The organism is Salinibacterium sp. AL4.1 (genome assembly GCF_059767305.1).
Genome location: NZ_JBSOQK010000001.1, coordinates 441,913 through 468,521, shown reverse-complemented (window position 1 = coordinate 468,521; position 26,609 = coordinate 441,913). Strand labels below are relative to the sequence as shown.

General features: G+C 61.9%; 27 protein-coding genes and 2 tRNA genes. 21 read left to right on the top strand and 8 right to left on the bottom strand.

Annotated features, from left to right (window positions below):
• Positions 1 to 143 precede the first annotated feature (143 nt).
• Together ACWTV3_RS02290 and ACWTV3_RS02285 are read left to right on the top strand one after the other, a co-directional pair.
• Complete coding sequence (locus tag ACWTV3_RS02290) at positions 144 to 809, top strand: DsbA family oxidoreductase (protein ID WP_498476652.1); 666 nt, start codon at positions 144 to 146, stop codon at positions 807 to 809.
• 4 nt (positions 810 to 813) lie between these two features.
• Positions 814 to 966 carry a hypothetical protein gene (locus tag ACWTV3_RS02285; protein WP_498476651.1) on the top strand — a complete coding sequence of 51 codons (153 nt, stop codon included), beginning with the start codon at positions 814 to 816 and terminating at the stop codon, positions 964 to 966.
• Here ACWTV3_RS02285 and ACWTV3_RS02280 read toward each other — a convergent pair.
• Together ACWTV3_RS02280 and ACWTV3_RS02275 are read right to left on the bottom strand one after the other, a co-directional pair.
• Positions 963 to 1,403: a hypothetical protein gene (locus tag ACWTV3_RS02280; RefSeq protein ID WP_100388811.1), complete on the bottom strand. Its 441-nt coding sequence runs from the start codon at positions 1,401 to 1,403 to the stop codon at positions 963 to 965. The genes ACWTV3_RS02285 and ACWTV3_RS02280 overlap by 4 nt on opposite strands.
• On the bottom strand, positions 1,403 to 1,882 hold the full coding sequence (locus tag ACWTV3_RS02275) for an aminoacyl-tRNA deacylase (protein WP_498476650.1): 480 nt from the start codon (positions 1,880 to 1,882) through the stop codon (positions 1,403 to 1,405). Before ACWTV3_RS02275 ends, ACWTV3_RS02280 begins: the two co-directional genes overlap by 1 nt.
• Positions 1,883 to 1,899: 17 nt before the next feature.
• Between ACWTV3_RS02275 and dusB the strand changes: the two genes are divergently transcribed.
• From dusB to ACWTV3_RS02205, 14 genes are all read left to right on the top strand, one after another.
• A complete protein-coding gene (gene dusB, locus ACWTV3_RS02270) occupies positions 1,900 to 3,105 on the top strand; it encodes a tRNA dihydrouridine synthase DusB (protein WP_498476649.1) in 1,206 nt (401 codons plus the stop codon).
• Positions 3,095 to 4,339 (top strand): deoxyguanosinetriphosphate triphosphohydrolase, encoded by a 1,245-nt coding sequence (locus tag ACWTV3_RS02265; protein ID WP_100388814.1) that lies wholly within the window; start codon positions 3,095 to 3,097, stop codon positions 4,337 to 4,339. The genes dusB and ACWTV3_RS02265 overlap by 11 nt, the downstream gene beginning before the upstream one ends.
• 32 nt (positions 4,340 to 4,371) lie before the next feature.
• Positions 4,372 to 6,279 carry a DNA primase gene (gene dnaG, locus ACWTV3_RS02260; protein WP_498476648.1) on the top strand — a complete coding sequence of 636 codons (1,908 nt, stop codon included), beginning with the start codon at positions 4,372 to 4,374 and terminating at the stop codon, positions 6,277 to 6,279.
• Between the two features lie 160 nt (positions 6,280 to 6,439).
• Positions 6,440 to 8,062, top strand: coding sequence for an ABC transporter substrate-binding protein (locus ACWTV3_RS02255; RefSeq protein WP_498476647.1), 1,623 nt, complete (start codon positions 6,440 to 6,442; stop codon positions 8,060 to 8,062).
• 108 nt (positions 8,063 to 8,170) lie between these two features.
• Entirely contained in the window at positions 8,171 to 9,265 is a 1,095-nt protein-coding gene (locus ACWTV3_RS02250; protein WP_498476646.1) for an ABC transporter permease, read from the top strand.
• A gap of 2 nt (positions 9,266 to 9,267) precedes the next feature.
• Positions 9,268 to 10,296: an ABC transporter permease gene (locus ACWTV3_RS02245; RefSeq protein ID WP_498476645.1), complete on the top strand. Its 1,029-nt coding sequence runs from the start codon at positions 9,268 to 9,270 to the stop codon at positions 10,294 to 10,296.
• The gene (locus tag ACWTV3_RS02240; protein ID WP_498476644.1) at positions 10,293 to 11,972 is read left to right on the top strand and encodes an ABC transporter ATP-binding protein; all 1,680 of its coding nucleotides are present in this window, start codon (positions 10,293 to 10,295) and stop codon (positions 11,970 to 11,972) included. Before ACWTV3_RS02245 ends, ACWTV3_RS02240 begins: the two co-directional genes overlap by 4 nt.
• A 1-nt stretch (position 11,973) precedes the next feature.
• A complete protein-coding gene (locus ACWTV3_RS02235) occupies positions 11,974 to 12,795 on the top strand; it encodes an ABC transporter ATP-binding protein (RefSeq protein WP_498476643.1) in 822 nt (273 codons plus the stop codon).
• Positions 12,782 to 13,804: a lactonase family protein gene (locus ACWTV3_RS02230; protein WP_498476642.1), complete on the top strand. Its 1,023-nt coding sequence runs from the start codon at positions 12,782 to 12,784 to the stop codon at positions 13,802 to 13,804. Before ACWTV3_RS02235 ends, ACWTV3_RS02230 begins: the two co-directional genes overlap by 14 nt.
• 51 nt (positions 13,805 to 13,855) lie before the next feature.
• Positions 13,856 to 13,928: transfer RNA gene (locus ACWTV3_RS02225), tRNA-Asn, on the top strand.
• 218 nt (positions 13,929 to 14,146) lie between these two features.
• Positions 14,147 to 15,457: a sensor histidine kinase gene (locus tag ACWTV3_RS02220; protein WP_498476641.1), complete on the top strand. Its 1,311-nt coding sequence runs from the start codon at positions 14,147 to 14,149 to the stop codon at positions 15,455 to 15,457.
• On the top strand, positions 15,454 to 16,119 hold the full coding sequence (locus ACWTV3_RS02215; RefSeq protein WP_498476640.1) for a response regulator transcription factor: 666 nt from the start codon (positions 15,454 to 15,456) through the stop codon (positions 16,117 to 16,119). The genes ACWTV3_RS02220 and ACWTV3_RS02215 overlap by 4 nt, the downstream gene beginning before the upstream one ends.
• A complete protein-coding gene (locus ACWTV3_RS02210) occupies positions 16,116 to 16,877 on the top strand; it encodes an AzlC family ABC transporter permease (protein WP_498476639.1) in 762 nt (253 codons plus the stop codon). Before ACWTV3_RS02215 ends, ACWTV3_RS02210 begins: the two co-directional genes overlap by 4 nt.
• On the top strand, positions 16,874 to 17,179 hold the full coding sequence (locus ACWTV3_RS02205) for an AzlD domain-containing protein (RefSeq protein ID WP_498476638.1): 306 nt from the start codon (positions 16,874 to 16,876) through the stop codon (positions 17,177 to 17,179). The genes ACWTV3_RS02210 and ACWTV3_RS02205 overlap by 4 nt, the downstream gene beginning before the upstream one ends.
• A gap of 110 nt (positions 17,180 to 17,289) precedes the next feature.
• On the opposite strand, the gene def is transcribed toward ACWTV3_RS02205, so the two are convergent.
• On the bottom strand, positions 17,290 to 17,853 hold the full coding sequence (gene def, locus ACWTV3_RS02200) for a peptide deformylase (RefSeq protein ID WP_498476637.1): 564 nt from the start codon (positions 17,851 to 17,853) through the stop codon (positions 17,290 to 17,292).
• Between the two features lie 40 nt (positions 17,854 to 17,893).
• Here def and ACWTV3_RS02195 point away from each other — a divergent pair, with 40 nt between their 5' ends.
• Together ACWTV3_RS02195 and ACWTV3_RS02190 are read left to right on the top strand one after the other, a co-directional pair.
• Positions 17,894 to 18,835, top strand: coding sequence for a DMT family transporter (locus tag ACWTV3_RS02195; protein WP_498476636.1), 942 nt, complete (start codon positions 17,894 to 17,896; stop codon positions 18,833 to 18,835).
• 129 nt (positions 18,836 to 18,964) lie between these two features.
• A complete protein-coding gene (locus tag ACWTV3_RS02190; protein WP_498476635.1) occupies positions 18,965 to 20,209 on the top strand; it encodes a glycosyltransferase in 1,245 nt (414 codons plus the stop codon).
• A gap of 56 nt (positions 20,210 to 20,265) precedes the next feature.
• On the opposite strand, the gene ACWTV3_RS02185 is transcribed toward ACWTV3_RS02190, so the two are convergent.
• Positions 20,266 to 20,808, bottom strand: coding sequence for a Dps family protein (locus ACWTV3_RS02185; protein WP_498476634.1), 543 nt, complete (start codon positions 20,806 to 20,808; stop codon positions 20,266 to 20,268).
• A gap of 167 nt (positions 20,809 to 20,975) precedes the next feature.
• Here ACWTV3_RS02185 and ACWTV3_RS02180 point away from each other — a divergent pair.
• Positions 20,976 to 21,049, top strand: a tRNA-Ile gene (locus ACWTV3_RS02180).
• A 9-nt stretch (positions 21,050 to 21,058) separates the two neighbouring features.
• Here ACWTV3_RS02180 and ACWTV3_RS02175 read toward each other — a convergent pair.
• The 3 genes from ACWTV3_RS02175 to ACWTV3_RS02165 form a co-directional block, all read right to left on the bottom strand.
• Positions 21,059 to 21,727, bottom strand: coding sequence for an HAD family hydrolase (locus ACWTV3_RS02175; RefSeq protein WP_498476633.1), 669 nt, complete (start codon positions 21,725 to 21,727; stop codon positions 21,059 to 21,061).
• A gap of 60 nt (positions 21,728 to 21,787) precedes the next feature.
• Positions 21,788 to 22,450, bottom strand: a complete 663-nt coding sequence (locus ACWTV3_RS02170; RefSeq protein ID WP_498476632.1) for a Pr6Pr family membrane protein — start codon at positions 22,448 to 22,450, stop codon at positions 21,788 to 21,790.
• Between the two features lie 75 nt (positions 22,451 to 22,525).
• A complete protein-coding gene (locus ACWTV3_RS02165) occupies positions 22,526 to 22,714 on the bottom strand; it encodes a PLDc N-terminal domain-containing protein (RefSeq protein ID WP_100388830.1) in 189 nt (62 codons plus the stop codon).
• A gap of 34 nt (positions 22,715 to 22,748) precedes the next feature.
• Here ACWTV3_RS02165 and ACWTV3_RS02160 point away from each other — a divergent pair, with 34 nt between their 5' ends.
• Together ACWTV3_RS02160 and ACWTV3_RS02155 are read left to right on the top strand one after the other, a co-directional pair.
• On the top strand, positions 22,749 to 24,107 hold the full coding sequence (locus ACWTV3_RS02160) for a CoA transferase (RefSeq protein ID WP_498476631.1): 1,359 nt from the start codon (positions 22,749 to 22,751) through the stop codon (positions 24,105 to 24,107).
• Positions 24,108 to 24,184: 77 nt separating this feature from the next.
• On the top strand, positions 24,185 to 25,012 hold the full coding sequence (locus ACWTV3_RS02155; RefSeq protein ID WP_498476630.1) for a DUF1684 domain-containing protein: 828 nt from the start codon (positions 24,185 to 24,187) through the stop codon (positions 25,010 to 25,012).
• A 34-nt stretch (positions 25,013 to 25,046) separates the two neighbouring features.
• On the opposite strand, the gene ACWTV3_RS02150 is transcribed toward ACWTV3_RS02155, so the two are convergent.
• On the bottom strand, positions 25,047 to 26,516 hold the full coding sequence (locus ACWTV3_RS02150) for a helix-turn-helix domain-containing protein (protein WP_498476629.1): 1,470 nt from the start codon (positions 26,514 to 26,516) through the stop codon (positions 25,047 to 25,049).
• Between the last annotated feature and the right edge of the window lie 93 nt (positions 26,517 to 26,609).

Below are 26,609 nucleotides of genomic sequence, written 5' to 3'. Positions count from 1 at the left end.
GCACCACCAGGTCGGCCAGCACCACCAGGTCTGCCAGCACCACCAAGTCGGCCAGCACCACAAATCCAGCCACTACCCAACAGGAAAGCCGCCGGCACCCGCACGAACGGGAATACTCGGGGCGTCCGCGCGTTAACGCTGAGGTGAATGATTCAGCAAACCCGATTGCCCCCGTCAAAATCGACATTTGGTCCGATGTTCAGTGCCCATGGTGCTACATCGGAAAACGTCGCCTCGAAGCGGCCGTCGAAAGCTCCGGTATCGCCGTTGACATCGAGTACCACTCGTTCGAGCTGGCTCCCGATACTCCGGTGGAGTACGAGGGAACTCCCACTCAGTTCTTGAGCGAGCGCAAGGGATTGCCGATGCCGCAGGTGAAGGAGATGCTGACCCGCGTCACCGACATCGCCACGAGCCTCGGTCTTGACTATGACTACGACCACATCCACCAGACGAACACGATCAAGGCGCACGAGCTTCTGCATTTTGCGAAGGCTCAGGGCCGTCAACTCGAAATGAAGGAACGCCTTCTTGAGGCGTACTTCATCAAGACTGAGCACGTCGGTCGCGTCGACGACCTCGCCGAGATTGCGGCGTCCATCGGCTTCGATCGCGATGAAGTCGTTCGTGTTCTTGAGTCGAACGAGTACCTCCCCGCGGTGAAGGCCGACATGGAAGTTGCTATGCAATACGGCATCCAGGGCGTGCCGTTCTTCGTGATCGAAGGCAAGTATGGGGTCTCGGGCGCGCAGGAAAGCGAAACCTTCGCTAACGTACTCACACAAGTACTTACCGAAAGAGACGCGTAACGCAATGGATGCCGCAACGAAGCCAATCCCGACCTTCGCACTACAGCAACTCGGCGACCCGAACGCGGTGGCCTGTGAAGGCGACGCGTGTGTTGTCGCTGACGACCGCCACTCGCAGGCTCTCGTCAACCGCCAGATCGACGAAGGTCTGGTCTAACCCACAAAACCGCGCTTCGACCATTCGATGAGTTCGGCAGCGCTGGCCTGTTCTGGCGCAGCTTTTGCGACCCGCGACGGTATGAGCGTGAGCGGCGCAGTGGTGGGGCGTGCGGGCAGTGACGCGTGCTGAGCATCCGGTGCGTTGAAGCGCTTGTTGATCAGTGCGCCGATGATCGCGCCGCCACCGAACCCCACCGGCAATAGCAACAGGTAGAGCGTGGGGTCGAGGTTGGCGGCAGAGCCGACGGCGAGCACTCCCGCAACGCCCACGGCGGCTCCGATCGAGAACGACACCCACCAGCGCTGCAGCTTGGCGTTTTCTTTGTCCCAGGCCCGTTGGGCTCGTAGTTGCTCAAGTGCTTCGTCGCGCGGCGCGGGGCTCACCCACAGCCGTGCTTCGAAACGGAAGACATTCGGATGCTCGTCGAGGGCCATTAGTTGTTTCCTGCTTCGGTCGTGATGTCGGCAACGATCGCGTCGAGGCCGCTGATGAGGTCATCCGCCAACACCCACGCGGTGTGACCGTGGTCTCCGGCACCCATGGAGATGCGCTTTCCGGCGATACGTTCGTCGGCGTAGACGGGCCAGGCGGTGGTGCTGCCGAGTGGCGTGATGGTGCCGCGGGCGTACCCGGTGGCGTCGAGGGCGACCTCGGCTTCCGGCATCCGCAGCTTATTGACGCCCACGAGCGTCCGAAGTTTGGGCCACGAAATCTGACGATCACCGGGCACTAGCGCGAAGAGAAAACTGCCGTCGCTGCGCTTGACGACTAGCGACTTCACGATTTCGGCGGGAGTAATGCCCAGCAGCTCGGCAGCGTGTTCGAGCGAGGTCGCGGGCGCACGTTCGATGATTTCGATGGGGATGCCGCGGCGTTCGGCATCGTCTCGAACGCGGTCAGTTCCTGCCGTCATTCGGGGCCTCCCGGGATATGCGGCAAGGTTCAGGCTCGCCGTGGGACAATTGGTACGTGACTATTCTTGCCCCTGCCGACCCGCGTGTCGCGCCACAGCTCTCTATTGGGAACCTCGACCTCGATGTTCCTGTCGTCTTGGCGCCCATGGCAGGCATCACCAACACCGCTTTCCGCCGCTTGTGCCGCGAGTATGGCGCTGGTCTGTACGTCAGCGAAATGATCACGAGCCGCGCGCTGGTGGAGCGCACGCCGGAGAGCATGCGTCTCATCACTCACCACGAGTCGGAGACGACCCGCAGCATCCAGCTTTACGGCGTCGACCCGAAGACGGTGCGCGAAGCGGTCACGATGTTGGTGGCCGAAGACCGTGCTGACCACATTGACTTGAACTTCGGATGCCCGGTTCCCAAGGTCACTCGTAAGGGTGGGGGAGCGGCGCTTCCGTGGAAGATCGATTTGTTCCGCGACATCGTGGAGGGCGCTGTGAAGGCGGCCGGCGATGTTCCGTTGACGATTAAGATGCGCAAGGGCATTGACTCTGATCACTTGACGTACCTTGAGGCCGCGCGCGTTGGCGCGGGGGCCGGGGTTGCCAGCATTGCGCTGCACGCTCGCACTGCCGCCGATTTCTACTCGGGGCACGCCGACTGGTCGGCTATCGAGAAGCTTAAGAACACGATCACCGATACGCCCATTCTCGGCAACGGCGACATCTGGAGCGCCGCCGATGCTCTCAGCATGGTCGATGAGACCGGATGCGACGGTGTCGTTGTCGGGCGCGGGTGCCTCGGTCGTCCGTGGTTGTTCGGCGATCTCGCTGCGGCCTTCCGCGGTGAGACGCTCAAGGCTGAGCCCACACTCGGCGAAGTCGCCACGGCGTTTAAGCGCCATGCCGAACTTTTGGTCGAGTTCTTTGGCGAAGAAGATCGCGCGTGCCGCGACATCCGTAAGCATGTCGCTTGGTATTTCAAGGGTTACTCGGTCGGGGGCGAGTTGCGGGCCGGCATGGCAGCAGTTCAGTCGCTCGATCACATGGATGAATTGTTGGGCAACCTCGACTGGTCGCAGGAGTACCCCGGCATCGACGCCGAGGGGCAGCGCGGCCGTGCGGGGCGCCCGAAGAAGCCGACGCTTCCGCAGGGGTGGCTCGACAGCCGCGAACTGCAGGAGTCGCATCGTTCCGAGCTGAATCAAGCAGAATTGAGTACCAGTGGCGGTTAAGGGCTATACGGAAGCGGACGCTGAGCGTTGGCTTCCCGAGCAGCATTCGAGTCGCCGCAGTGATTTTGCACGCGACCGGGCACGGGTTTTGCACTCGAGCGCGCTGCGTCGCCTCGCGGCCAAAACTCAAGTTCTCAGCCCCACTATGGGCACTGACTTTGCCCGCAACCGTCTCACCCATTCGCTCGAGGTCGCTCAGGTCGGCCGCGAGCTCGCCGACAGCTTGGGGCTCGACCCGGATGTTGTTGACACGGCGTGCCTTTCTCACGACCTCGGGCATCCACCCTTCGGCCACAACGGCGAGCGTGCGCTCAATGAGTGGGCGGATGACATCGGCGGCTTCGAGGGCAATGCTCAAACCCTGCGCCTACTGACGCGCATCGAGCCGAAGGTGTTCGGCCCCGACGGCAAGACCTACGGTCTCAATCTCACGCGCGCCAGCTTGGACGCGAGCACGAAATATCCGTGGCCGAGCGCTCAGGGCATTCCGGATCCGAGCGGTCGCAGTAAGTACGGCTTCTTCGACGACGACACGGCCGCCTTCGAATGGTTGCGGGCCGGAGCGCCGGATCGTCAGCGCTGCATCGAGGCTCAGGTCATGGACCTGTCCGACGACATCGCCTATTCCGTGCACGACTTTGAAGATGCCATTGTGGGCGACTTTATTGACGTCACGGCTCTCGGTGCCCGCGTGAATCACGACGACCTCGTGAAGTCGATGTTCGAGTGGATCGGTGGCGAGTTCACCCACGACGAGCTCATCGCGGCCTTCGACCGTCTTGACCTGCTCGATCCGTGGATCGATCAGTGGGATGGCAGTCGTGCCGCCCACGGTCGCCTCAAGAACCTCACTAGCCAACTGATTGGCCGCTTTGCCGGTGCGGCCGTTCAGGCCACGCGCGAAGCTCACCCCACGGATGCTCTTGCTCGCTTCGGCGGCAGCTTGGTCGTGCCGAAAGAGATTCAGGCAGAGATCGCGGTGCTCAAGGGCATCGTGGCAGCCTTCGTCATGTCGACGAACGCGCGTCGCCCGATCTACCAGCAGCAGCGTGACGTACTCACCGAGCTCGCCGATGTGTTGCTCTGGACGGCTCCTGTGAACCTCGATTCCGGTTTCACCGCGGATTGGAATTCCGCTGAGAACGATCACCAGCGCAAGCGCGCGGTAGTTGATCAGGTAGCTAGCCTCACGGATCAGTCCGCGATTGCCTGGCACACACGACTCGTTGGCTAGAGTCGTCGGCCGGTCGGCCTAGAATTGCGATTGTGGCTGGCCTGATTAAACGAAGCGATATCGACGAGGTGCGTTCGCGCACCAACCTCGCCGACATCGTTGGCGACTACGTCACCCTCAAGAGCGCCGGTTCCGGCTCTATGAAGGGCCTGTGTCCTTTTCATGAGGAGCGCAGCCCGAGCTTCCACGTTCGGCCCCAGGTCGGCTTCTATCACTGCTTCGGATGCGGTGAAGGCGGCGACGTCTACACCTTCCTGCAGCGCATGGACCACGTCTCGTTTTCCGAGGCCGTCGAGCGCCTTGCCGGCCGTATTAGCTATGAACTTCACTATGAGGATGGCGGCGCGGCGACCGATCACGGCAATCGCGCGCGCATCTTGGCGGCCAATCAGGCGGCATCCGAATTTTTCGTCGCCCAGCTAGCGAGCCCCGAGGCCGCACCCGGGCGCAGCTTCTTGGGTGAACGTGGTTTCGATCAGTCTGCTGCTGAGCGCTTCGGCATCGGCTTTGCGCCTCGCGGTGGCGTGCTCATGAAGCACCTCAACAAGCTGGGCTACTCGTCCGAAGAGCTCGTCGTTGCCGGCCTTATCGGCAAGGGGGAGCGGGGCGACTATTACGACCGTTTTCGCGGGCGCCTTGTGTGGCCCATCCGCGATGTCACCGGTCAGACGCTGGGCTTCGGCGCTCGGCGGTTGCTCGACGACGACAAAGGCCCCAAGTACCTGAACACTCCGGAGACGCCGGTTTATCACAAGAGCCAAGTGCTCTACGGGCTCGATCTCGCCAAGAAAGACATTTCGCGCGGCAAGCAGATCGTCGTGGTCGAGGGCTACACGGATGTCATGGCCTGCCATCTTGCGGGCGTCACGACCGCGGTCGCCACGTGTGGCACGGCGTTCGGCGTGGACCACATCAAGATTGTGCGCCGCATGATCGGCGACTATGACAACGCTGACACCACAGCCACCGGTGAAGTCATCTTTACCTTCGACCCGGATGAGGCGGGCCAGAAGGCCGCGAACCGTGCGTTCGCCGAAGAGCACCGTTTCGCTGCGCAAACCTTTGTTGCGGTGGCGCCCGACGGCCTCGATCCCTGCGATTTGCGCCTGAAAAAGGGGGATGGCGCGGTGCGCCGTCTCGTCACCACCCGCAAGCCCATGTTTGAGTTCAAGATTCGCCGCGAGCTGGCCGTGCACGACCTCGAAACTGTCGAGGGCCGGGTTGCGGCGTTGCGTGCTGCGGCCCCCGTGGTCGCGGGCATCCGTGATTCTGCTTTGGGTATTGGCTACGTGCGCAGTGTCGCGGGCTGGCTCGGTATGGAGCCGACTGAGGTGCAGAACGCTGTGACCGCCGCAAAACGCACTGCAGCCCCGTCAGGACCGCCGAAGGCGCCGCAGCAGTCGCCGTCCGAGGCGTCTTCCCAGTCCCCGCCAGAGGGCTTCGGCGAGGCGCCAGCGCAGGCTGGTCCCTCGATCATGAGCTTGAAGGTCGACGCTATTACGCGCCTTGAGCGAGACACCCTCATGGCGGTGCTGCAGCATCCGGATGTCGTGGGTGCCGAGCTCATCGGCAAGCTCACGCAGATTTCGATCGCTGAGCCGTCACTCGCGGTAGTGCGCGATGCGATCGCCTCTCTCGTGAATCGCGCGCTCGAGCCCGGTTGGGCCTCCGCCGTGGCCGACGAAGTGCCATCGTCGTTCTCGACTTTCGTCAAGCAACTCAGTGTGGCGCCGATTCCGGAGCGTGAAGAGCGCATCGCGGTGTACTGCGTTCAGGTCACGACTGACCTCATCGAGCGCGACTTCTTGCGCCAGAAGCGGGAGCTTCTCGGTGTCCTTCAACGCATGGACCGGGAGAGCGACCCGGAACGCTACGTGCAAACCCAGCGCGACCTGATGAGGATTGAAGCGGACCGCCGTGCGCTCCGCGAAGAAACCTAACCGCTGCTCTTTGGTTGCGTTCGTGTAAATATCCCCCTTTCGCGGGTATACAACCTAGTCTCGAAGGTTCCTCGTGTGTTACTACTGAGGAACTACGATGCGCGGCGCCTACAAACGCGCCGTCGCATTTTCTGCACGCAACAGGAAGAGGTAGACGGATATGACATCCGCATCCAAGAACAGCAAGAGAATCCTTGCTGTAGTTGCCGGCTCAGCAGCGTTCGCGCTCGCTTTGACTGGTTGCCAAGCTGGGGGAGATTCCAGCGGTGGCGGTTCCGAGTCGCTTATCGTGGGCACGACTGACAAAGTCACGTTCCTCGACCCGGCCGGTTCGTACGACAACGGCTCGTTTGCACTCATGAACCAGGTGTACCCGTTCTTGCTCAACTCGCCACTCGGCACCTCCGATGTCGAACCTGACATCGCCGAGTCCGCTGAGTACACGAGCGAAGACGAGTACACCGTTGTACTCAAGTCGGGCCTGAAATTCGCCAACGGCAATGACCTCACGTCCTCCGACGTGAAGTTCAGCTTCGACCGCCAGGTTGCGATCAGCAACGAGAACGGCCCTTCGGTTCTTCTCGGCAATATCGAGAGCGTCGACGCTATCGACGACACCACGGTGGTCTTCAACTTGAAGAACGGCAACGATCAGACGTTCGCGCAGATTCTCTCGAGCCCGGCCGCGCCGATCGTTGATGAAGAAGTGTTCTCGGCTGATTCGATTACGCCTGATGACGAGATCGTGGAGGGCATGGCGTTTGCTGGCCAGTACGTGATCGACAGCTACGACTTCAACAACATCGTCTCGTTCAAGGCCAACCCTGACTACCAGGGCGTTCTTGGTGCCGCGGCTACTGACAGCATCACGTTGAAGTACTACACCGACGCGTCGAACTTGAAGCTCGATGTTCAAGAGGGCAACATTGACGTCGCGCACCGCAGCCTGTCTGCCACCGACGTTGCTGACCTCGAGGGCAACGACAACGTCAACGTGATCGTTGGCCCCGGTGGAGAAATCCGCTACATCGTGTTCAACTTCGACACGCAGCCGTTCGGCGCAAAGACTCCTGAGGCTGATGAAGCGAAGTCGCTCGCCGTTCGTGGCGCCGTGGCTGACCTCATCGACCGTCAGGAAATTTCTGACCAGGTTTACAAGGGCACCTACCTGCCGTTGTACTCCTACGTTCCCGACGGACTGACCGGTGCTACCGAGGTTCTCAAGGACCTTTATGGCGACGGCAACGGCGGACCCAGCGTCGAAGCCGCACAGAAGCGTTTGGCGGATGCTGGAGTCGAGACTCCCGTGAAGCTCAACCTTCAGTACAACCCTGACCACTACGGTGAGTCTTCGGGTGACGAGTACGCGCTGGTCAAGAGCCAGCTCGAGGCTGACGGAATTTTCGAAGTCAACCTGCAGTCGACCGAATGGGTGACCTACGCGAGCGAGCGCACCGCTGACGCTTACCCGGCCTACCAGCTGGGCTGGTTCCCGGACTACTCCGACGCTGACAACTACCTGACCCCGTTCTTCGGCGATGGCAACTTCCTCGGTAACCACTATGCGGATGCTGAAGTCAACGACTTGATCGTGGCTCAGGCAACCGAACTCGACCCCGCCACGCGTGAGGGAATGATCGAGGACATTCAGGCGAAGGTCGCGGCTCAGCTGTCGACTGTTCCGTTCCTTCAGGGAGCGCAAATCGCTGTGACGGGCAAGGACGTGACCGGAGCTACGCTCGACGGTTCGTTCAAGTTCCGCTACGGCAGCTTGGCCAAATAGGAGTAACTCGCTCCAGTTAGGCCTCGGCCTAGCGTTATGACGAACGGGGGTGGCCCGCACACAATGTGGGTCACCTCCTCGTCTTCGTTCTCTGCACGATAGGTAGGTATGTCGCAGTCCGCTTCCGCCGTGATCAATCCGGCACCGTCAGATCCGCCCACCCGGCGTTTTCGGGGGATCACAAATCCCCTTGCTCGTTTTCTTATTGTTCGATTCCTCCTGATTTTCCCGACCGTGTTCATCCTCGTAACGATGGTGTTCGTGCTGATGCGCTCGATCGGTGACCCCATCACGGCTGCCCTGGGGGATCGCCTGACAGCCGCCCAACTCGCTGAGCGCATCAGCGCTGCAGGTTATGACCGGCCGATTCTGGTGCAGTACTTCGAGTACCTCGGCCAGATCTTCACCGGAAACTTCGGTACGGCCATCACCGACGGTCGCCCGGTTTCGGAGTTGCTCGTCACGTATGGCAGCGCCACCCTTGAGCTCGCGTTTTACGCCGTTCTCGTCGCCCTGATCGTCGGTATTCCCCTCGGTATGGTCGCCGCGTATTTCCGTGACAAGTGGCCGGATGCGGTGCTCCGCGTTGCGGCGATCCTCGCCTACGCGACTCCGGTCTTCTTCGCCGGTTTGCTGCTGAAGCTCGTGTTCGCAGTGTGGCTGAAGGTGCTGCCGGTCGCGGGCCGCGCATCCACTCGCACTGAATTGCAGTTGAGCACTCTCGACGACAAAACGGGGATCTACCTCATTGACGCATTCCGTCTCGGCAGCCCGGCAGCGATCGGCGATGTTCTCTCGCACGCCGTCCTTCCCGGGTTAGCGCTGGGATTGTTGACCGCCGGTATCTTCCTGCGTCTCGTGCGCACGAACGTCATCGGCAGCCTCTCCATGGACTACGTGGATGCCGCCCGCTCGCGCGGCGTGAGCGAATACCGCCTCGTGCGCAAGCATGCCTACAAGCCCGCGTTGATCCCGATCATCACGGTCATCGGTCTGCAGATCGCGCTCCTGCTGGGAGGCGCGGTGCTGACTGAAACCACCTTCGAGTGGAAGGGCCTCGGCTTCAAGCTCGTCGAGTATCTCGGCGCGCGTGACTTTGTCGCCGTGCAGGGCATTGTGGTGCTGCTCGCCGTCATCGTTGCCCTCACTAACTTCATCGTCGACATAGTTGCGGCGATCATCGACCCGAGGGTGAGGTACTAATCATGACGACGACACCCTCACGTTTCGTGGCTGTGTGGCGCACGTTGCCGATTGTTCGGCAGGTTCGTCAATCGGTAGGGCTCCAGCGTGGAATGCTCGTTGCTGGGCTGATCTTGACCGGCATCTTCTTGCTGACGGCACTGTTCGCGCCGCTGCTCGCACCCTATGGCTTTTCTCAATTGCGCGACGACGACGGCGCTTTCGGGGCGCAAGTACCTCCCGGTGGAGCGCACATTCTGGGCACCACAGTGGGCGGCTACGACGTGCTCTCGCGCGTGATCTGGGGATCGCGCACCGCGGTTCTCGTGATCGTCGTTGCGGTGGCCCTGTCGATCTTTGCCGGCGTGCTGCTCGGTCTCGTATCGGGCTACCTCGGTAGCTGGATCGACCGCGTGCTCGTGGTTATCTCCGACGCTGTGTACGCGTTCCCGACTCTGCTGTTGGCCATTGTGGCCGCGATCGCGATTAGCGGTGGTCAGTCGAGCTTCTGGGGCGGCGTGTTCGCGGCGGCCGTGTCGATCACGGTTGTCTACATTCCGCAGTACTTCCGCGTCATCCGGGCCGAAACCGTGCGTATCAAGTCGGAGGCCTACGTCGAATCGGCGAAGGTCATTGGTTCGAGTACTCCGCGCATTATGTTCCGTCACGTGTTCCGCAACGCAACCCGCACGCTGCCGTTGATCTTCACGCTCAACAGCTCCGAAGCGATTCTGACCCTCGCCGGTCTCGGCTTCCTCGGTTTCGGTATCGAGCCATCGGCGGCAGCAGAGTGGGGTTACGACCTCAACAAGTCGATTTCGGATGTCACGAGTGGCATCTGGTGGACCTCGCTGTTCCCGGGGCTTGCGATCGTTCTTGTTGTGCTCGGAATCACTCTGGTGGGGGAGTCACTCAACGACCTCGCTGATCCACGACTGCGCACTCGACGTCGTGCCGAGCAGTCGGCGCCGGTTCTCGAAACCGCCGCTCTCTCGACGGTCGACCTCGACGATGATGCGAATCCGATTGACCCGCTGGAGGCTCGCTCATGAGCAAAATTGTCGAGATCAAGAATCTTGAAGTCACCTTCGCTACCGACAGTGGCGACGTCAAAGCAGTAGACGATGTCTCGTTGACCCTCGCTCCCGGGGAGGTGCTGGCCATTGTCGGTGAAAGCGGCAGCGGTAAGAGCGTTACTGCTAAATCCGTGCTCGGGCTGCTGCCCGAGACTGCGGTGTCTCGCGGTGCCATTGTGCTCAACAACAAAGAGGTCATCGGCATGTCGGGCAAGCGACTGCGTGAGCTGCGCGGCGTGGATGTGGCGATGGTCTTTCAAGAGCCCTCTACCGCGCTCAACCCGGTGTTCACCGTCGGCTGGCAGATTGCAGAAGGCCTTCGCGCACACGGCAACGTCAGCAAGCGGGAGGCGCGCACCAAGGCAATCGAGATCCTGCGCAAAGTCGGTATTCCTGAGCCGGATAAGCGCGTCGATTACTATCCTCACCAGTTCTCGGGTGGGCAAAAGCAGCGCGTGGTCATCGCGATGGCGCTGGTACTCGAGCCAGAACTGATCGTGGCTGACGAGCCCACGACCGCGCTCGACGTGACGGTGCAGGCGGAGATCCTCGATCTCCTCCGCCGCTGCCGCGATGAGTTCGGAGCGGCGATCATCCTGATCACCCACAACATGGGAATCGTGGCCGACCTGTCTGACCGCGTTGCCGTCATGTACCAGGGCAAACTGGTGGAAGAAGCGCCAGCGCAGCAATTGTTCGACGCTGCCCAGCATCCGTACACGCAGAAGCTTCTGGCCGCCGTTCCTCGCATCGGTTCGGGGGCATCCCGAGCGGCGGCTCGCGTTGCTGACCGCGCTGCCGTTGGCGGAGAGAAGGATGCCGAGGCGATTGTCATCGCCGACAACCTTGAGATCGAGTTCCCCGGCCGTTTTGGTCGCGCTCCGTTCCGGGCTGTCGACCGCGTGAGCTTCACCATTTCACCGGGCGAAGTGCTCGGGCTCGTGGGGGAGAGCGGATCAGGCAAGACCACGATTGGTCGCGCTATCGGTGGGTTGAACAAGATCACCGGTGGATCGCTCTCGGTGCTTGGGCACGAAATGTTGGGTTTCAAGGAGCGCAAGTTCCGGCCGGTGCGCAGCGATATCGGATTCGTCTTTCAAGACCCGGCATCGAGCTTCAACCCGCTGCTCACGATCGCGCAGTGTGTCGCTGAACCACTGATTGTGCACGGCGCGGCCGAAGATGCCAATGACGCCCGCGGGCGGGTCAACGAACTCCTCGAAGCGGTGCAGTTGCCGCGCGCGTTTGGAGACCGCTACCCGCACGAACTCAGTGGAGGTCAACGTCAACGCGCAAGCCTCGCACGCTCCCTTGCCTTGCGGCCACGACTGCTGATCGCAGACGAGCCGACAAGTGCGCTCGACGTGTCGGTTCAGGCGAAGGTGCTCGAGTTGTTCGCCGAATTGCAACGAGACCTCGGCTTCGCGGCCCTGTTCATCAGCCACGATCTCGCCGTCGTAGACATGCTCTCGGATCGCATCGCGGTGCTCTACAAGGGGCAGTTGGTGGAGGAAGGTGTGGGTTCCGAAGTGCTCGGAAATCCGCAACATCCGTACACTCAACGGCTGCTGGCATCCCTGCCGGTGCCCGACCCGCGTGAACAGACTGAACGAAGGGAAGCGCTGCGGGCGCTGACTGCCGTAGATTATTGAGGTGACTTCCACTCAGCCCACGGTGAGCGCCCGCGATCTTTCGCTGCGCTACCCGTCTCGCAACCCTGAAACACGCTCGGTCGCCGTCAACGGACTGAGTTTTGAGATCGGTGCGGGAGAAGTGCTGACTGTTGTTGGCGAGAGTGGCTCCGGTAAGAGCACCCTCGCCAAAGCGGTCGCGCTGCATGCTGAGACCGGTGCGTACGGCTCGCCGCTGTTCAGCGGCGGAGAGCTCACGGTGTTGGGCACTGACCTTCGCAAGGTGAGCCGCCGCAAGCGTGATCGTCTCAGCGTCAAGGTGGGCTACCTACCGCAGGATGCCGGAAACCATCTCAACGGTCGACTGACGGTGGGCGAAAACATCGCCGAGCCGATCTTTGTGCGCGACCGTCGGTTCAACCAGATCGAGGCCGCAGAAGCAGTCGCCACGCTGATCGATACCGTGCGTTTGCCGCTGTCGGTGATGAATCGCTACCCATTCGAACTCAGCAAGGGTCAGCGTCAACGCGTTGCGATCGCCCGCGCCATGATCTTGGAACCGCAGCTGCTTGTGGCCGATGACCCGACGGCGGGCATCGACGTGAACGTGCGCGCTGCCATCCTCGATCTCATCGTCGACCTTCAAGCGCAACGCTCGTTCTCGGCGCTGCTGGTGACCGCTGACCTTGCGGCTGTTCGCCGAGTCTCGACGAACGTAGCGGTGATGCACCGCGGCATCCTCGTTGGCATCGGTGAGCTGGATGCCGTTCTCGACAACCCCTGGCACCCCTACGTGAAGGGGCTAGCCGACTCACTTCTGGAGTTGCACCGTGACAACGCCTGACGTCATACCTGTTGCCGCGTCCACGTGGCTGGTTGGCGGCTTTGGTCCCGACATGGAGTGCGAGTCAGAGGGTATCTCGGTCATGCACAGCCGTGCCGATGGTTCTCTCGAACTCTCGCACCTGGCAGCAGCGGTGCCTTCGGCATCCTTCCTCGTGGTCGATGGAGCCAAGGTCTACTCGACGCTTGAGGGATCGGGTCAGGTTGCGGCGTTCGACCGCGACGGTGAGAGACTCAGCGAAGCAAGCCTGACCGCGAGCGGCGGGCAGTACCCCTGCCACGTCACCGTCAACGGCGGCACTGTAATCGCCGCCAACTACGGCACGGGCACATTGGGTGTCATCGACGCGGGAGGGGCTTCCGGAACGCTCGACACTCGCCAAGTTGTTGAGACCACCGGCATAGGGCCGCGCCCGCAACAGGAGGGTCCCCACGCCCATTCATCGCTGTTCGTGGATGACGACACCGTGTTCTCGCTCGATTTGGGCGCGGATCGCATCCGCATCTTCAGCTACGGCAACTTTGCGCTCGAGCAGATCGACGAGGTCACGTTGCCGGCCGGTTTCGGTCCGCGAGACATTGTCGCGCGCCCGGGCAACCTGTTCTACGTGCTGGGAGAACTCGGCTGCGGCTTCATGGTGTTCGAATGGAAAGACCGCCAGCTGCACAAGCTGTGTTCCATCGCGCTTCCCGGCGCGGTTGAGGGCGATCAAGCGGCAGCCATCGCGATCTCGGATGACGCCCGCCACGCGTATGTCGGCGTGCGCCACAGCAACCTGATCGCCGTTCTCACCATTGCCGAAGACGGCCGCAGCGTTGCTCCGCTCACGGCGATCTCGTGCGAGGGAAATTGGCCCCGTCACATGATTCTCAGCGACGGCATCCTTCATGTGTGCAACCAGTTTTCGAACCAAATCGCGAGTTTTAGAATTGATGACAACGGTATTCCTCAGTTAATTACTGCCCCCACGAGGGTTCTTTCGCCGACATACCTCGCTCGAATCGCCTGATGGTTTTCGAAGTGCCAAATCATTTGCTAAAGTAGTCGAGTCGCACAGCGATCCTCGATAGCTCAATTGGCAGAGCAACGCACTGTTAATGCGTAGGTTCTTGGTTCAAGTCCAAGTCGAGGAGCAGATTAGTCCCGGTCACTTCGGTGGCCGGGACTTTGTGCTTTCCAGACGGCTCCCAGGCGGCGTTCCGCAGGGTGATTTATGGCGACGTCGTCGGCGAGTTTTCGCGCTGTGTCGACTGCGACCGTGCCTCGACCACCCGCTCTACTCCGCCGGGAGTAGCGCACGCTGCACCAGCTGGCCGACGCGCGTGCTGGTAGCCGCAACTACCATCGAAGAATGCCTTCGTCTTCCCGTCGCTCAACACCGCGCGCATCGAGTGCGATGCTCGACGCACTCGTGAACGGAACAGGTGTCAGTGCATCGCGATCGCCGCGATCGCGGCGTTTGCGGCGGTGGATTCCCGTCGTTATCTCGCTACTGGTGCAGGTTCCCATCACGATCATGGGCGTCATCTGGAGTGGCGCCTATGCAGAGTTCGGTGATGCGGCATCCGTACTGCCGTTTAGCACTGTTCTTGAGCTGAGCAGTATCGGTGCCGGAGCGATCGCCGCCATCGCGCTCTCTATCGTCGGGCCGCTGCTGCTGTTGTGGATCCGTCGGTATCCGGGGCCGCTTATCGCTGTGATTTCAGCCCTAGCCGCTGCAGATTTTCTCATTGGTTACTCGGTGCTGTCGGCGCCCTACCTCGCTCTCGCGTTTGCGATTGTTATCGCGATCTCGCACGGTGCGCGCACGTGGACCTGGGTGTCGATGATCGTGGTGTGGGAGGCGACGCTTCTTGCCGCGCTCGTCGTGGGCATTGAGCTGGACCCGCATCGCGTCGTGCCGACCACCATCGGGCTCCTTTTTGTGCTCGGGTTCGCCGAAGCTCACCGCCGCCGGCGTGAACAACTGGAGCAGTTCCACACCGCCTTTGCGAGTCGTAGAGAAGAAGAACTGCGAGCCGAGCGCACCAGAATTGCCCGCGAATTGCACGACGTGCTGGCGCACTCGCTCAGTCAAATCAACGTGCAGGCCGGCGTCGGTCTTCACCTCATGCACAAGCAGCCGGAACAGGCGGAGGAAGCACTCGCGAGCATCAAACTGTCGAGCAAGGAAGCGCTCGACGAAGTGCGATCGCTGCTGGGGATGCTGCGCAACGACGGCGACGGCGCCGATTCGGGCGACGGGAGCCCGAATGGTGCTCCGCTCGTTCCGGAGCCCGACCTTTCCCGCCTCACGAGCCTCGCCGATTCGGTGCGCGCCCAAGGCGTTGAGGTCGATCTCGCGTCAGAGATCTCAGAGCACACCGCCGCAGCCGTTCAGTTAGCGCTGTATCGCATCGTGCAAGAGTCCCTCACCAATGTGGTGCGGCATGCGTCCGCGACCTCCGCTGTCGTCTCGCTGGCGGTCGAGGGCGACGACTATCTCGTTACTATTGCCGATGACGGTGTTGGCATCGACGCCGACGGTCACACAGAGGGACGAGGGCTGGTGGGCATGCGAGAGCGAGCTGAACTACTCGGCGGCACACTGACGGTGCGCGAGAGCGCGCTGCGCGGCACCGTGGTGACGGCTCGAATTCCGCGCCGTTCGGCATCCGCATGATCCGGGTTGTTGTTGCCGACGACCAGCAGTTGATCCGTGCTGGCTTCAGCAGTCTTCTCAATGCGGAAGAGGGCATCGAAGTCGTAGGCGAAGCGGCCACCGGCACCGAGGTCATTGAGGTAGTGCGTCGTGAGCGTCCCGACGTTGTACTGATGGACATTCGGATGCCCGAGGGCGATGGGTTGTGGGCGACGGAACAGATCGCGACCTACCCCGAACTTGCTGACACGCGCATCGTCGTCGTGACCACGTTCGAAGTGGACGAGTACGTCGCTCGCGCCATCCGGGCGGGCGCCAGCGGTTTTCTAGTGAAAGACACCGAACCTGTCGAACTAATTCGCGCAGTTCGCGTTGTTGCGTCGGGCGATGCCCTCTTGAGCCCCGGGGTCACGAAGCGACTGCTCGAACGTTTCGCTCGCGGCTCTCAGGTTGTCGTTGACGATGCCATCCTGTCGGCGATCACCGACCGCGAACGTGAAGTGCTGGCTCTCGTGGGCCAGGGCCTCACCAACTCAGAGATCGGCACCGCACTCTTCTTGAGCCCGCTCACGGCGAAAACTCACGTCTCTCGCATCATGTCGAAGCTCGCCGCTCGAGACCGCGTGCAGCTCGTCGTGATCGCCTACGAGACGGGGCTTGTGTCGCTGGGACGGGCGGTGTGACAGGCAGCATCGCGCGCGGTGCTGGGCGCGCGGCACGGTCTCCGCAAGTATCGGCCGCCATCCGTTCGAGCTTTGCGGTGGGACTTGCCGTTGCCGCGTACGGAATTTCCTTTGGCGCGCTGGCCGTAGCGGCTGGACTGGATGTCTGGCAAGCCTGCGTGCTCAGCCTGCTGATGTTCTCGGGCGGCTCCCAATTCGCGCTCGTCGGTGTGCTCGCAACGGGTGGCGCGGCAGCCGGCGGCGCCGCGATCGCGAGTGCAGTGCTGCTGGGCGCCCGCAACTCGCTGTATGCCCTGCGAGTGGCTCCGATGATCGGCCCGGGCGTCGCCAAACGACTGCTGGCGGGCCACTGGACCATCGATGAGAGCACCGCCGTCTCCACCGCTCAACCCACTCTGGCAAGCCAGCGTGCGGGCTTCTGGTGGACCGGCGCCATCATCTACGTCGGCTGGAATCTCACGACGCTGATCGGGGCGCTGATCGGCGATCAACTCGGTGACGTGAGTCAGTACGGTTTGGATGCCGCGGCCGCCGCAGCGTTTCTCGGTCTCTTGTGGCCGCGATTGAAGCAACTGCAACCCGTCGTGGTCGCGGTTGGTGCTGCAGTGGTCGCCGCGGTGCTCATGCCCGTGATGCCCGCCGGGCTGCCGGTGCTCGCCGCGACGCTCGTGGCTGTCGCCGTGGGCCTTACAAACTGGCTGGGAACGCGCGAGAGTGACCTCGCTGAAGCTGAACCCGACCCGATGGGGGAGCGATGACTGTCTGGCACATCATTCTGATCGCCTCCATCGCCGTGCTGGCCCTCAAACTTGCGGGCTTCACGATTCCCGCCGTGTGGGCCGAGAGGCCCACCGTGGCGAGGCTCGCGAACCTGCTGACGGTCTCGCTGTTGGCGGCGCTGATCGTTGTGCAGTCGTTCGGTTCAGTCCGCGGCTTCGAAGTGGATGCCCGGCTCCCGGCTGTCGCGGTGGCCGCCGTGCTCTTCGCCCTCAGGGTGCCGTTTATCGTTGTGATCATTGCGGCCGCTCTTGTGGCGGCCGGCATTCGGGCACTCACGTAGCGGCGCTGACGTAGCGGCGCTGACGTTGAGGGGCTGACGTAGGGTCGTTGCAAACGTAGAGCGCTGTTCGGTGGCGCGGTTACGCCGCGTTGCCTTACGCCGCGTCGCGCTTAGGCGTCGAGCTGTTCCTCGGTGGGCAACCACGAGTGGCCGGGCTGACCCCAACCCTGCTTGCGGATGGCCTTCGCAGCGGCTTTGGCATCCGGAGCCTGCAAACGGTCGGCGTACAAGACGCCATCGAGGTGGTCGTACTCGTGCTGGAAAATGCGGGCGAGCCAGCCAGACGCTTCAATTTCGAAAGGCTTCTGGTCGAGATCAAGGGCGCGCAGGATGACGCGGTCGGAACGAATGAGCGGGAAGCGTTCGCCAGGGATAGAGAGGCAACCCTCTTCATCCACTTCGTCAGCGTCAAGCAAGGGGAGCGGGCTCTGCCACAACTCGGGGTTGATGGCGACGCCGCGCCAGAGCGTGTCGTTCTCGTCGATCCAGTCGTAGACGAAGACGCGCAGCCCTACGCCTACCTGCGGGGCGGCAAGGCCGACGCCGGGCGCCTCTTCCATCGTCTCGAACATGTCGGCCACGAGGGTCGCGAGTTCACTGTCGAAGGCCGTTACCGGATTCGCGGGAGTGTGGAGCACCGGTTCGCCGGTGATGATGATGGGAAGAACGGCCATGTGCCCAGAATATCCCGAGTTAACCCAGTACATTTGACGGGTGCCGCCAGACATTCTTGACCTCACCGATCAGATCAGTCTGACCCCGCTTCAGGTCGCCGGAATCCCTCTGGCACTGATCGGGGCGATTCTGCTTTCGCTCGGGGCGCAGTTTCAGCACCGCGGCGTCGCTCGCATGGAAGAGAAACACGGCAGCGAAGCGAGCACCGGTCTCAACTTTTCCCAGATCAAGGCCTTACTGGCTCGCCCCTCGTGGGTAATCGGCACTGCGTTCCTCGGCCTAGCGATTGTTTTCCAGCTCTCGAGTCTCGCTATCGCGCCCATCATGGTGGTTCAGCCGCTCGGCGCTGTTGCCCTCGTGATGACAGCCATCATGAACTCTCGTATTGCCAAAGTGCGACTGGATGCGATTTCCATCCGTGCAATTGTGATGTGCGTTGTCGGAGTGGGCGTCTTTGTTGGGATCGCTGCAATGTTTGCAAAGTCGACGGTTGTCACTCAGCGTGAACTCTCGCTCGTACTTATCATTCTGGCGGTCGTGTTGACCGCCTGGATCATTCTTTTCTTGATCTTCCGCAAGAACGCGTCTCCCATTTTCTATATCTTGGGCGCCGGCATGCTCTTCGGCTTCGTGGCAACGCTGGCGAAGGTTGTGATCGACCGCGTCAAAACAATCGTGATCTCGGGTTCCGGCTTCGAGAGCACAGACTTCTTGACCATCCTCTGCATCGTCGGTCTCATCGTCGCGTCGTTGCTCGGTTCTTACTTTGTGCAGACGGCCTACGCCTCGGGCCCGCCCGATCTCGTCGTTGCTGGACTCACGGTCGTTGACCCTCTCGTGGCAGTCACCGTCGGCATCCTCGTGTTGGGTGAAGCGGCGGATGCCCCGGTCTGGGCAGTCATCGCCTTCGTGATCACCGGCGCGATTGCTATTTTCGGCGTGTTTTCACTCTCTAAGCATCATCCGCAAATCAAGTCGTAGCATTTCGGGGTCTGCGGCTCAGCGCCCCGCCCACACGGGCGTCGTGGGGTACGTTATTAGATGCCGTTGACCTGACCGGGTCGTAAACGAGTGGCTCATAACGCACAACTGTTAAGGAAATCTTCGACTGTGACTTCCGCTGTGAAACGCTCGCCCCACGAGGGCAAACCGCGACTTCGCATCCTGATCGGCGCTGACACTTTTTGGCCCCAGATTAATGGTGCCGCGACGTTCATCGCGCGGCTCGCCGCCGGCCTTGCTGAGCGTGGCCATGACGTGCACATTGTGGCGCCGTCGTACTCCAACAAGACGTTGGGAACAATGGTTGAGGAACACGAAGGTCAGAAAATGACCCTGCACCGCCTGTATTCGTGGCGTTGGCTCGGTCACCCGTGGCTTCGCTTCATGATGCCGTGGCGCGTGAAGCAGAACTCCGCTCGCATTCTCGACCAGGTGAAACCCGACGTAATCCACTTTCAGTCGCACATCATTATTGGCCGAGGGATGACGCTGGAGGGCGGCAAGCGCGGCATCCGTCTCGTGGGCACCAACCACTTCATGCCCGAGAACCTTCTCGACCACGCCTACATCATCCCCAAGTTCATGCGTCGAAAGGCCATTCGAATGGGCTGGGAGGCTGCGGGCCGTTCCTTCGCTCGCGCCGAGAGCGTCACCACTCCAACGCGTCGCGCCGCTGAATATCTCGAAGGCAATACGAAGGTGCGCAACGTCGTCGCCGTGTCGTGCGGAATTAACGCAGACGGCTACAACGGCAACCTCGACCCGAAGCCAGAGAACCTCATCGTGTTCCTGGGGCGGCTTTCGGAGGAAAAGCAGATTGACCGCCTAATCAAAGCTCTCTCGATCATGGATCCGGCGCTGAATGCGAAGCTCGAGATTGTGGGCGGGGGAGAGCTTGAGGGCAAACTTCGTGCGCTAGCGCAGTCGCTCGGTCTCGAAGATCGAGTCACGCTCACCGGTTTTGTTGAACAGGATCAGCTGCGGGATGCTCTTCAGCGCGGTTCTGTCTTTGCGATGCCTTCGATCGCTGAGTTGCAGAGCATCTCCACGATGGAAGCGATGGCCTCCGGTCTGCCGGTCGTCGCCGCTGACGCCATGGCGCTGCCCCATCTCGTGCACGATGGCGAGAACGGCTTTCTCTTCGAGCCCGGCAACGTCGAAGACCTGGCCGCGAAGCTCACGACGGTGCTCACAATGTCGCCGGACGAAGTTCTCAAGTTCAAGAAGGAAAGTCTCGCGATCGTCGCATCCCACGACATTCAGCGCACTCTCGACACCTTCGAGAGCATGTACCGCGGGGAACAGGTCACCGACCCTGCTGCCTTAGGCAAAAAGAACGAGAGCGCCTCCTAACAGGAGACGCTCTCGTCGGAGCCACAGCAATCGGCTCGTGAGTGTAGGCGTGGAACCTACTTCTTTGCCGGGGTGCGGTTCTCGGCCGACACCATCCAGGCGTACTGTTCAAGCGTTTCGATGATGCCGTGAAGCAAATCAGCGCTTGTGGGGTCTTCTTCATCGATCGGATCGTGCACCTCACGGATCGTCGCTACCGTGCCCTCAAGGCGCTCGGTAAGCAAGTCAATGGTGTCGGTGGTGCTGACCTCACCCGCAGGGAACGCGGGAAGAGTGGTGGTTTCGGCAACGGTGTCGCTGCGTCCATCAGGCGTGGCGTGGAGGGCGCGCATCCGCTCGGCGATCGTGTCGCTGAAGCCGCGAGCGGCATCAATGATTTCGTCGAGCACGAGGTGGGTATCGCGGAAGTTCTTGCCGACGACGTTCCAGTGCGCTTGCTTGCCCTGAAGCTGGAGTTCCAGCAGGTCAACAAGCACCTGCTGCATGCGATCGGCTAACCCTTTAGATGCCGTGAAGCCGTGCTCAGCGTTCTGCTGGCGGGTCTTGCGAGCCCCAGATTTGGCTGGACTCGTGGTCTGCGCTTTCTGTGAATCAGTCATGGTGCAACCGTACGAGCGTTGGTTTGACGCTGGCTCAACGTTGCGTGAGAGCAAGCTGAGTGGACGTCATTGGCATCGTATCGATCACACATTGTGCGCGAAGTGGCGTGCGTGGGTTGAGGCGTTTTGCCGGTAACGTAGGTACGCGCCCGCACCAGTGCGGGCACGGGGCGGTAGCTCAGCTGGTTAGAGCAGCGGACTCATAATCCGTCGGTCACGGGTTCAAGTCCCGTCCGCCCTACTTTTGTGTCTAGGCCAGGTGCGTGTGCAGCTGTTCGAGCTTTTCCGCCGTTACGGTGGGCGCGGTGAAATGGGCAGGGTACGACTTTCCATTGCGGTTCACCCACACCGTTGAGAGCCCTGCTGCCGCAGCGCCGTGAATGTCCCAGGGATGCACTGCCACGAGATAGGTAACGCCGCCGGTGTCGGTGCGCGTCAGTGCTTCCTCGTACGATGCGCGCGCGGGCTTCCAGGGTGAGTTGCCCTCCACCGAAAGGAAGCCAGCCATGGCATCCGCAACTCCGGCCTCGGTGAGCATGCGCTCAGCATTGCTCGCGGGCCCGTTCGAAAGCGTAAAGAGTCGGTGGCCTGCGTCGTGCAGGGCGCGGATGCCGGGGACCACGTCGCTGTGCAGGCTCACGTTTGAGAATGCGGAGATCACCGCATCCACAGCATCGTCGAGGGGCATGCTCAGTGTGGAAGCGCCGAGGCTGTCGCGCGCATTCGTCGTAGCGATGTCGAGGAACCGTGCCTCGGTGCCGACCGCCGTGAGCGCGAAGCCATCACGCAGAATGCTCGCAAACCACGACGACGCAACCTCGCGGGCGGCCCCGACGGACTCGAACGCGTCTCCGACGGGCGAAAGATCGGAGAGGGTCTCGTTGACGTCGAAGAAAATCGTTGCTGGTGTGTTCGGCATTGCATCCCCACTCGGTGTGCGGCTCCGCACCGTAGCGGCGGACCCTCAAGGTGTGGGGCTCTAAGGTACGCGCAGTACCGAGCGCTTTCCTGAGATCCAGAACACGAGCGAACCGAAGGCAAGCATGACAAAGACGATGAGGCCGACGAAGAAGAAGACGCTGGCGTAGCCAGTGTCGGGGTGCAGGAATGGGTACGGAACCCAACCGTCGGTGGCGCCGCGCACGAGCACGACGACGACCCAAACAATGGGGTAGATCAGCACGATCCACAGCCGGTTCAGCGCGATGCGGGCGCGGTCAGAGAAAAGGATCCAGTCGGCCAGCGCGAAGATCGGGGTGATGATGTGAAGCGCTGTGTTCGCCCACGCTACGGGAACGCCGCCGGCGGCCCCGAGTGGAGCAAGCAAGGTCGCATACACGACGCCGACGATGATGATGTACGTGGTGACCGAGGCTCGTGCGATGTTCAGCGCCGGTGACGCTGCGTCGCCGCGCAAGGCGACCACAGCGATTACGGCATAGATGACCGCGAGGATGATGTTCGACTGAATCGTGAAATATCCGAACATGTTGAAGGGGTTGATCACCGTGCGCCCTGCCGCCTCCGCAACGGTCGCAATTACAGCTGCTGTTACCAGCGCGGTAATGGCGAGGCGTAGAACGGCGACGATAACGGTGCCGCTTCGTGTTTCGGGTGTAGCGGGTGTAGCGGCGTAGGTCATAGTTCCCCTCGAACTAAAGCAAGTGTGAGCCTGACTATAGCGGGGTGGATCGCCGGCTTAAGAGCGGGCGCGCGGTTACTTGCGCACCTTGCCGCGACCGAAGATCAGCCAGAGGATCGAACCAAAGATAGACAAGAAGAATGCCACTAAGATCCAGAGGAACTTGCCGACGACTCCATGGTTCGTGCTCTTGGCGATCGAAACGACGGTGATAATAAAGACGATCAACCCGACGATGCCGAAGCTGAAGCTAATAGGTTCCATGGTCTAAATCTACCGGGCATGGCACTATCAAGTTATGAGTTTGCTGGATGCTGCGTGGCATTCCCTTGGGGAAGATGCTGCCGCCCTCGCCTTAGTGCGCGAAAACGGTACTGCGGTACCTCTCACCGGAGTGGTGCCCACGGGTCGCTTCGTTCACGATGCGATTGCTGCGGCATCGTTTTCGGCGTCGCTGCTGGCCGCCCGTCGGGTGGGCTGTGCGGTGCCCGCTGTCGAGCTGAGCCCGCTCAAGGTGGCGACCGCAGTCACAAGCGATAAGCACTTCCGTCAGGGTGGTGAACCCGTTGCAGCGTGGGCCGAGCTTTCGGGTTTCTGGCCGTGCAGCGATGGCTGGGTGCGTACTCATGCGAATTACCCACATCACCGCGCAGCATTGCTTTCGGCGTTGGACTTGCCTGTTGACACCGGCGCTGACGGGTTCATGCTCGCGCTCCACACCATGAACGCTGCCGACGTCGAAGAGAAAGTGGTCGCCGCCGGGGGAGTCGCGACTGTCGTGCGCACCGCCGAGGAGTGGGCCGAGCATCCGCACGCCCGCGCACTGGCCGATCTTCCCGTCATCGAGATGACCTCGCTGGGGGATACCGAACAGTCGGTTCTTGGTGACACCACCATCGACGCGCCGCTCGCTGGGCTGCGCGTTCTCGACCTCACTCGCGTGATCGCCGGCCCCGTCGCGGCACGAACGCTCGGACTCTGGGGAGCCGACGTCCTTCGAATCGACAGCCCGCGGCATCCAGAAATTGGTTGGCAGCACCTCGACACGGGCGCCGGCAAGCGCTCGGCACTGCTCGACCTCGAGGTCGACGCCGACCGTGCCACGTTCGAGAAACTACTCGAGACCGCGGATGTCGTACTCACCGCCTACCGCCCCGGCACCTTAGATAAGTTCGGACTTTCGCCCGCGGCTCTCGCCGAGCGCCGCCCGGGAATCATCGTGGGTCGTCTTTCGGCGTGGGGAACAGTGGGACCGTTGGCGGAACGCCGTGGCTTCGACAGCATTGTTCAGGCCGCGACGGGAATCGCGCTCACCGAGGGTGAAGGTAAGGGAACGCCAGGCGCCTTGCCCGCTCAAGCTCTCGACCACGCGGCGGGCTATTTGTTGGCGGCCGCGGTCACTACGGCAGTGCGACGCCGCATCGATGCGGGGCACTCGTGGCTCGTTGAAGTTTCGCTCGCGCGCGTGGCAACTGAGTTGTTGCAGCAACGCCGTCCGCGCCATGCGCCTACGGCATCCGCGAACTTTGTCCCCACGGTGACGACGAACGACGGCATCACGAGCGCAGTACCAGCCCCGGCCTACGCCGGCAGCCCTGGGCGTTTCGGCGCTCCCGCCGTGGAGTGGGGTTCGAGCGCAGCGGAGTGGCTCGCGTAGCACGATCGATCTAGCTTTCCTGAAATAATCCCGTGTCGGCAGTGGTTGGCATGAGGGACTTCAACAAGGATGGACTTATGACTGACACTGCCGCTCCCACACTCACGCCCGAAGCCAAGCTCGCGCTCTTTCGCGAACGTCGCGACCAGGCGGTCGTGCAGCAGAACGGCAACCTTGCGCTGACGAATACCCAGTGGGTTGACGCCGAGCAGACCATCTGGGGCGTTCCCGGAACCTGGGCTCCGCACGAGGACGGCCTCACGGTCACCGCTACCGCCGACGACAACATCGTGGTCGACGGCACTCTCGTGGATGGCAGCGCCGTAGTTCGCAGCAAGAGCCACGAGAACCCGAGCGCGATCGTCTTTGGCGAGACCGTGACGGGCTTCGTCATCACGGCGCCCGAAGGCAACCACGCCCTTCGCGTGTGGGACACCAACTCGCCTGCAATTCAGGAATTCGGCACGATCGACGCCTACCCGTACAACCCGGAATGGGTCATCACGGCGACTTTCACGCCCAACCCCGAGGGCACCACGCTCGGCTTCGAGCACATCAAAGACAACGGCCAGGAGCGCGAGCAGCCAATTCCCGGTGACATCTCATTCACCAAAGATGGCGTTGACTACAGCCTTGCCGCCTTCAAATCGGGTCGCGCCCTTCAACTCGTATTTGCGGATGCCTCTAGCGGTGTCGACACCTACAGCGTTGGTCGCTTCCTCTTCGTCGCTCCCAACCCCGACGGAACCATCGTTCTCGACTTCAACCTCGCGATCTTGCCTCCGTGCGCCTTCAGCTACAACTTCAACTGCCCGATGCCTCCCAAGCAGAACCGTTTTGCGGTTGCTATCGAGGCCGGCGAAAAGAACGTGCTGAAGAAGGATGGCTCGCTGCTGCACGACTAAGCGGTGTGCCTAGTCGCTAGCTGCTACTGCACGACTAAGCGCTCGGCGAGTGCGACTCTAAGAACTCGAACACTTCGGTGGAGTCCACGCCGGGATACATTCCCGTGGGCATCGCGGCGAGCAGGGAACTGTTGAGCCGCGCGCTCGGGAGTGAATGCTGCGCCCAGCGCTCCGTGAGGTCGTCGGGGGCGCTGCGGCAGCATCCGTCATCGGGGCACGTCGACACGGCACGATTCGTCGTGTCGCGACCGCGGAACCATTTTGCAGAGGCAAAGGGTGTTCCCAGACTGATCGAGAAGTCCCCGCGTCGCCCCGACTGAATGCGCGACGTGCACCAGTAGGTGCCGCCCGGCTTATCCGTGTACTGGTGGTAAGGGCTGAAGCGATCTTCGACGTCAAAGACCTGGCGCGCACTCCACTGCCGACACACAATCTGGCCCTCGATTGCTCCGAGCGCATCGGTGGGGAAGGCCGCGTTGTCGTTCTCGTAGGCTTTAGAAATCGTGCCGCCTTCGTGCACCTTCAGAAAGTGCACGGGAACGCCCAAGTGCTCGGTCGCGAGGTTCGTGAAGCGATGGGCGGCGGTCTCATAGGGCACGGCGAAGGCATCGCGCAGATCTTCGACCGACAATTCGCGTTGCGCCTTGGCGGCCGTCAAGAACTCCACTGCCGTCTTCTCGGGAATCATGAGCGCGGCAGCGAGGTAGTTGGTCTCCACGCGCTGGTACAGAAACTCGGAGTAGTCGGCGGGCTCGCGGATGCCCAGCACATGCCCCGCAAGAGCCTGCAACAATGTCGACCGTGGGTCGGTGCTCTCCGCCTGGGCCACCGGCAAATAGATGCGGCCATTGCGCAGATCCGTCACGCTGCGGGTGGAGGCGGGAAGGTCGGGCACGTAGTGCAGCGAGAACCCGAGGTGCGAGGCAAGGTCGGAGGCAACACGCTGCGAAAGCGGACCGCCGGTGTGGCCCACGGCATCCAGTAGCTCGGTGGCTGTCGCTTCGAGCTCACCAAAGTAGTTGTTGCGTTTACGCATCAGGCGCCGAAGTTCGGTATTGGCACGGCGAGCTTCTTCGGGCGTTGCGGCGCGCTCCCGGTGCAGCCGTTGTAGCTCGTCGTGCAGGCCAAGCACGGTCTCAATCGCTTCATCGCTCAGCGTCTTGCGGATCGGAAGCTCGGGCAGTGCAAGTGAGTTGTAGAGGGGGCCGCGCTGAGCACGTTCCAGCGCGATCTCGAGGGCCGCGCGCCGCGAGGGCGGTTCGGCGTTGAGCAGGTCGTCGACCGAAACGTCGAAGATGCGCGCGAGCTTCTGCAACTCACTGAGCTTGAGCTCGCGCTTGCCATTCTCGATGACAGACACCTGAGACGCGGCTCGATTGAGGGCAGCGCCAAGGTCGTCGAGGGTGAGACCGCGATCCGTGCGAAGTTGCCGGATGCGTCGGCCAACGGTGAGGGAATCGATCATGTCCTCATCGTCTGCCTGCGCGAGCGTGCGTGGGGTCATCGTGGCGTCCTCCTTGACGGCCTTCTGCGGAAAAACAGAAGAATGCAGAGAATTCTGCCGTAAAACCCGGTGAAGAACCAGTGCTAAGGCAGC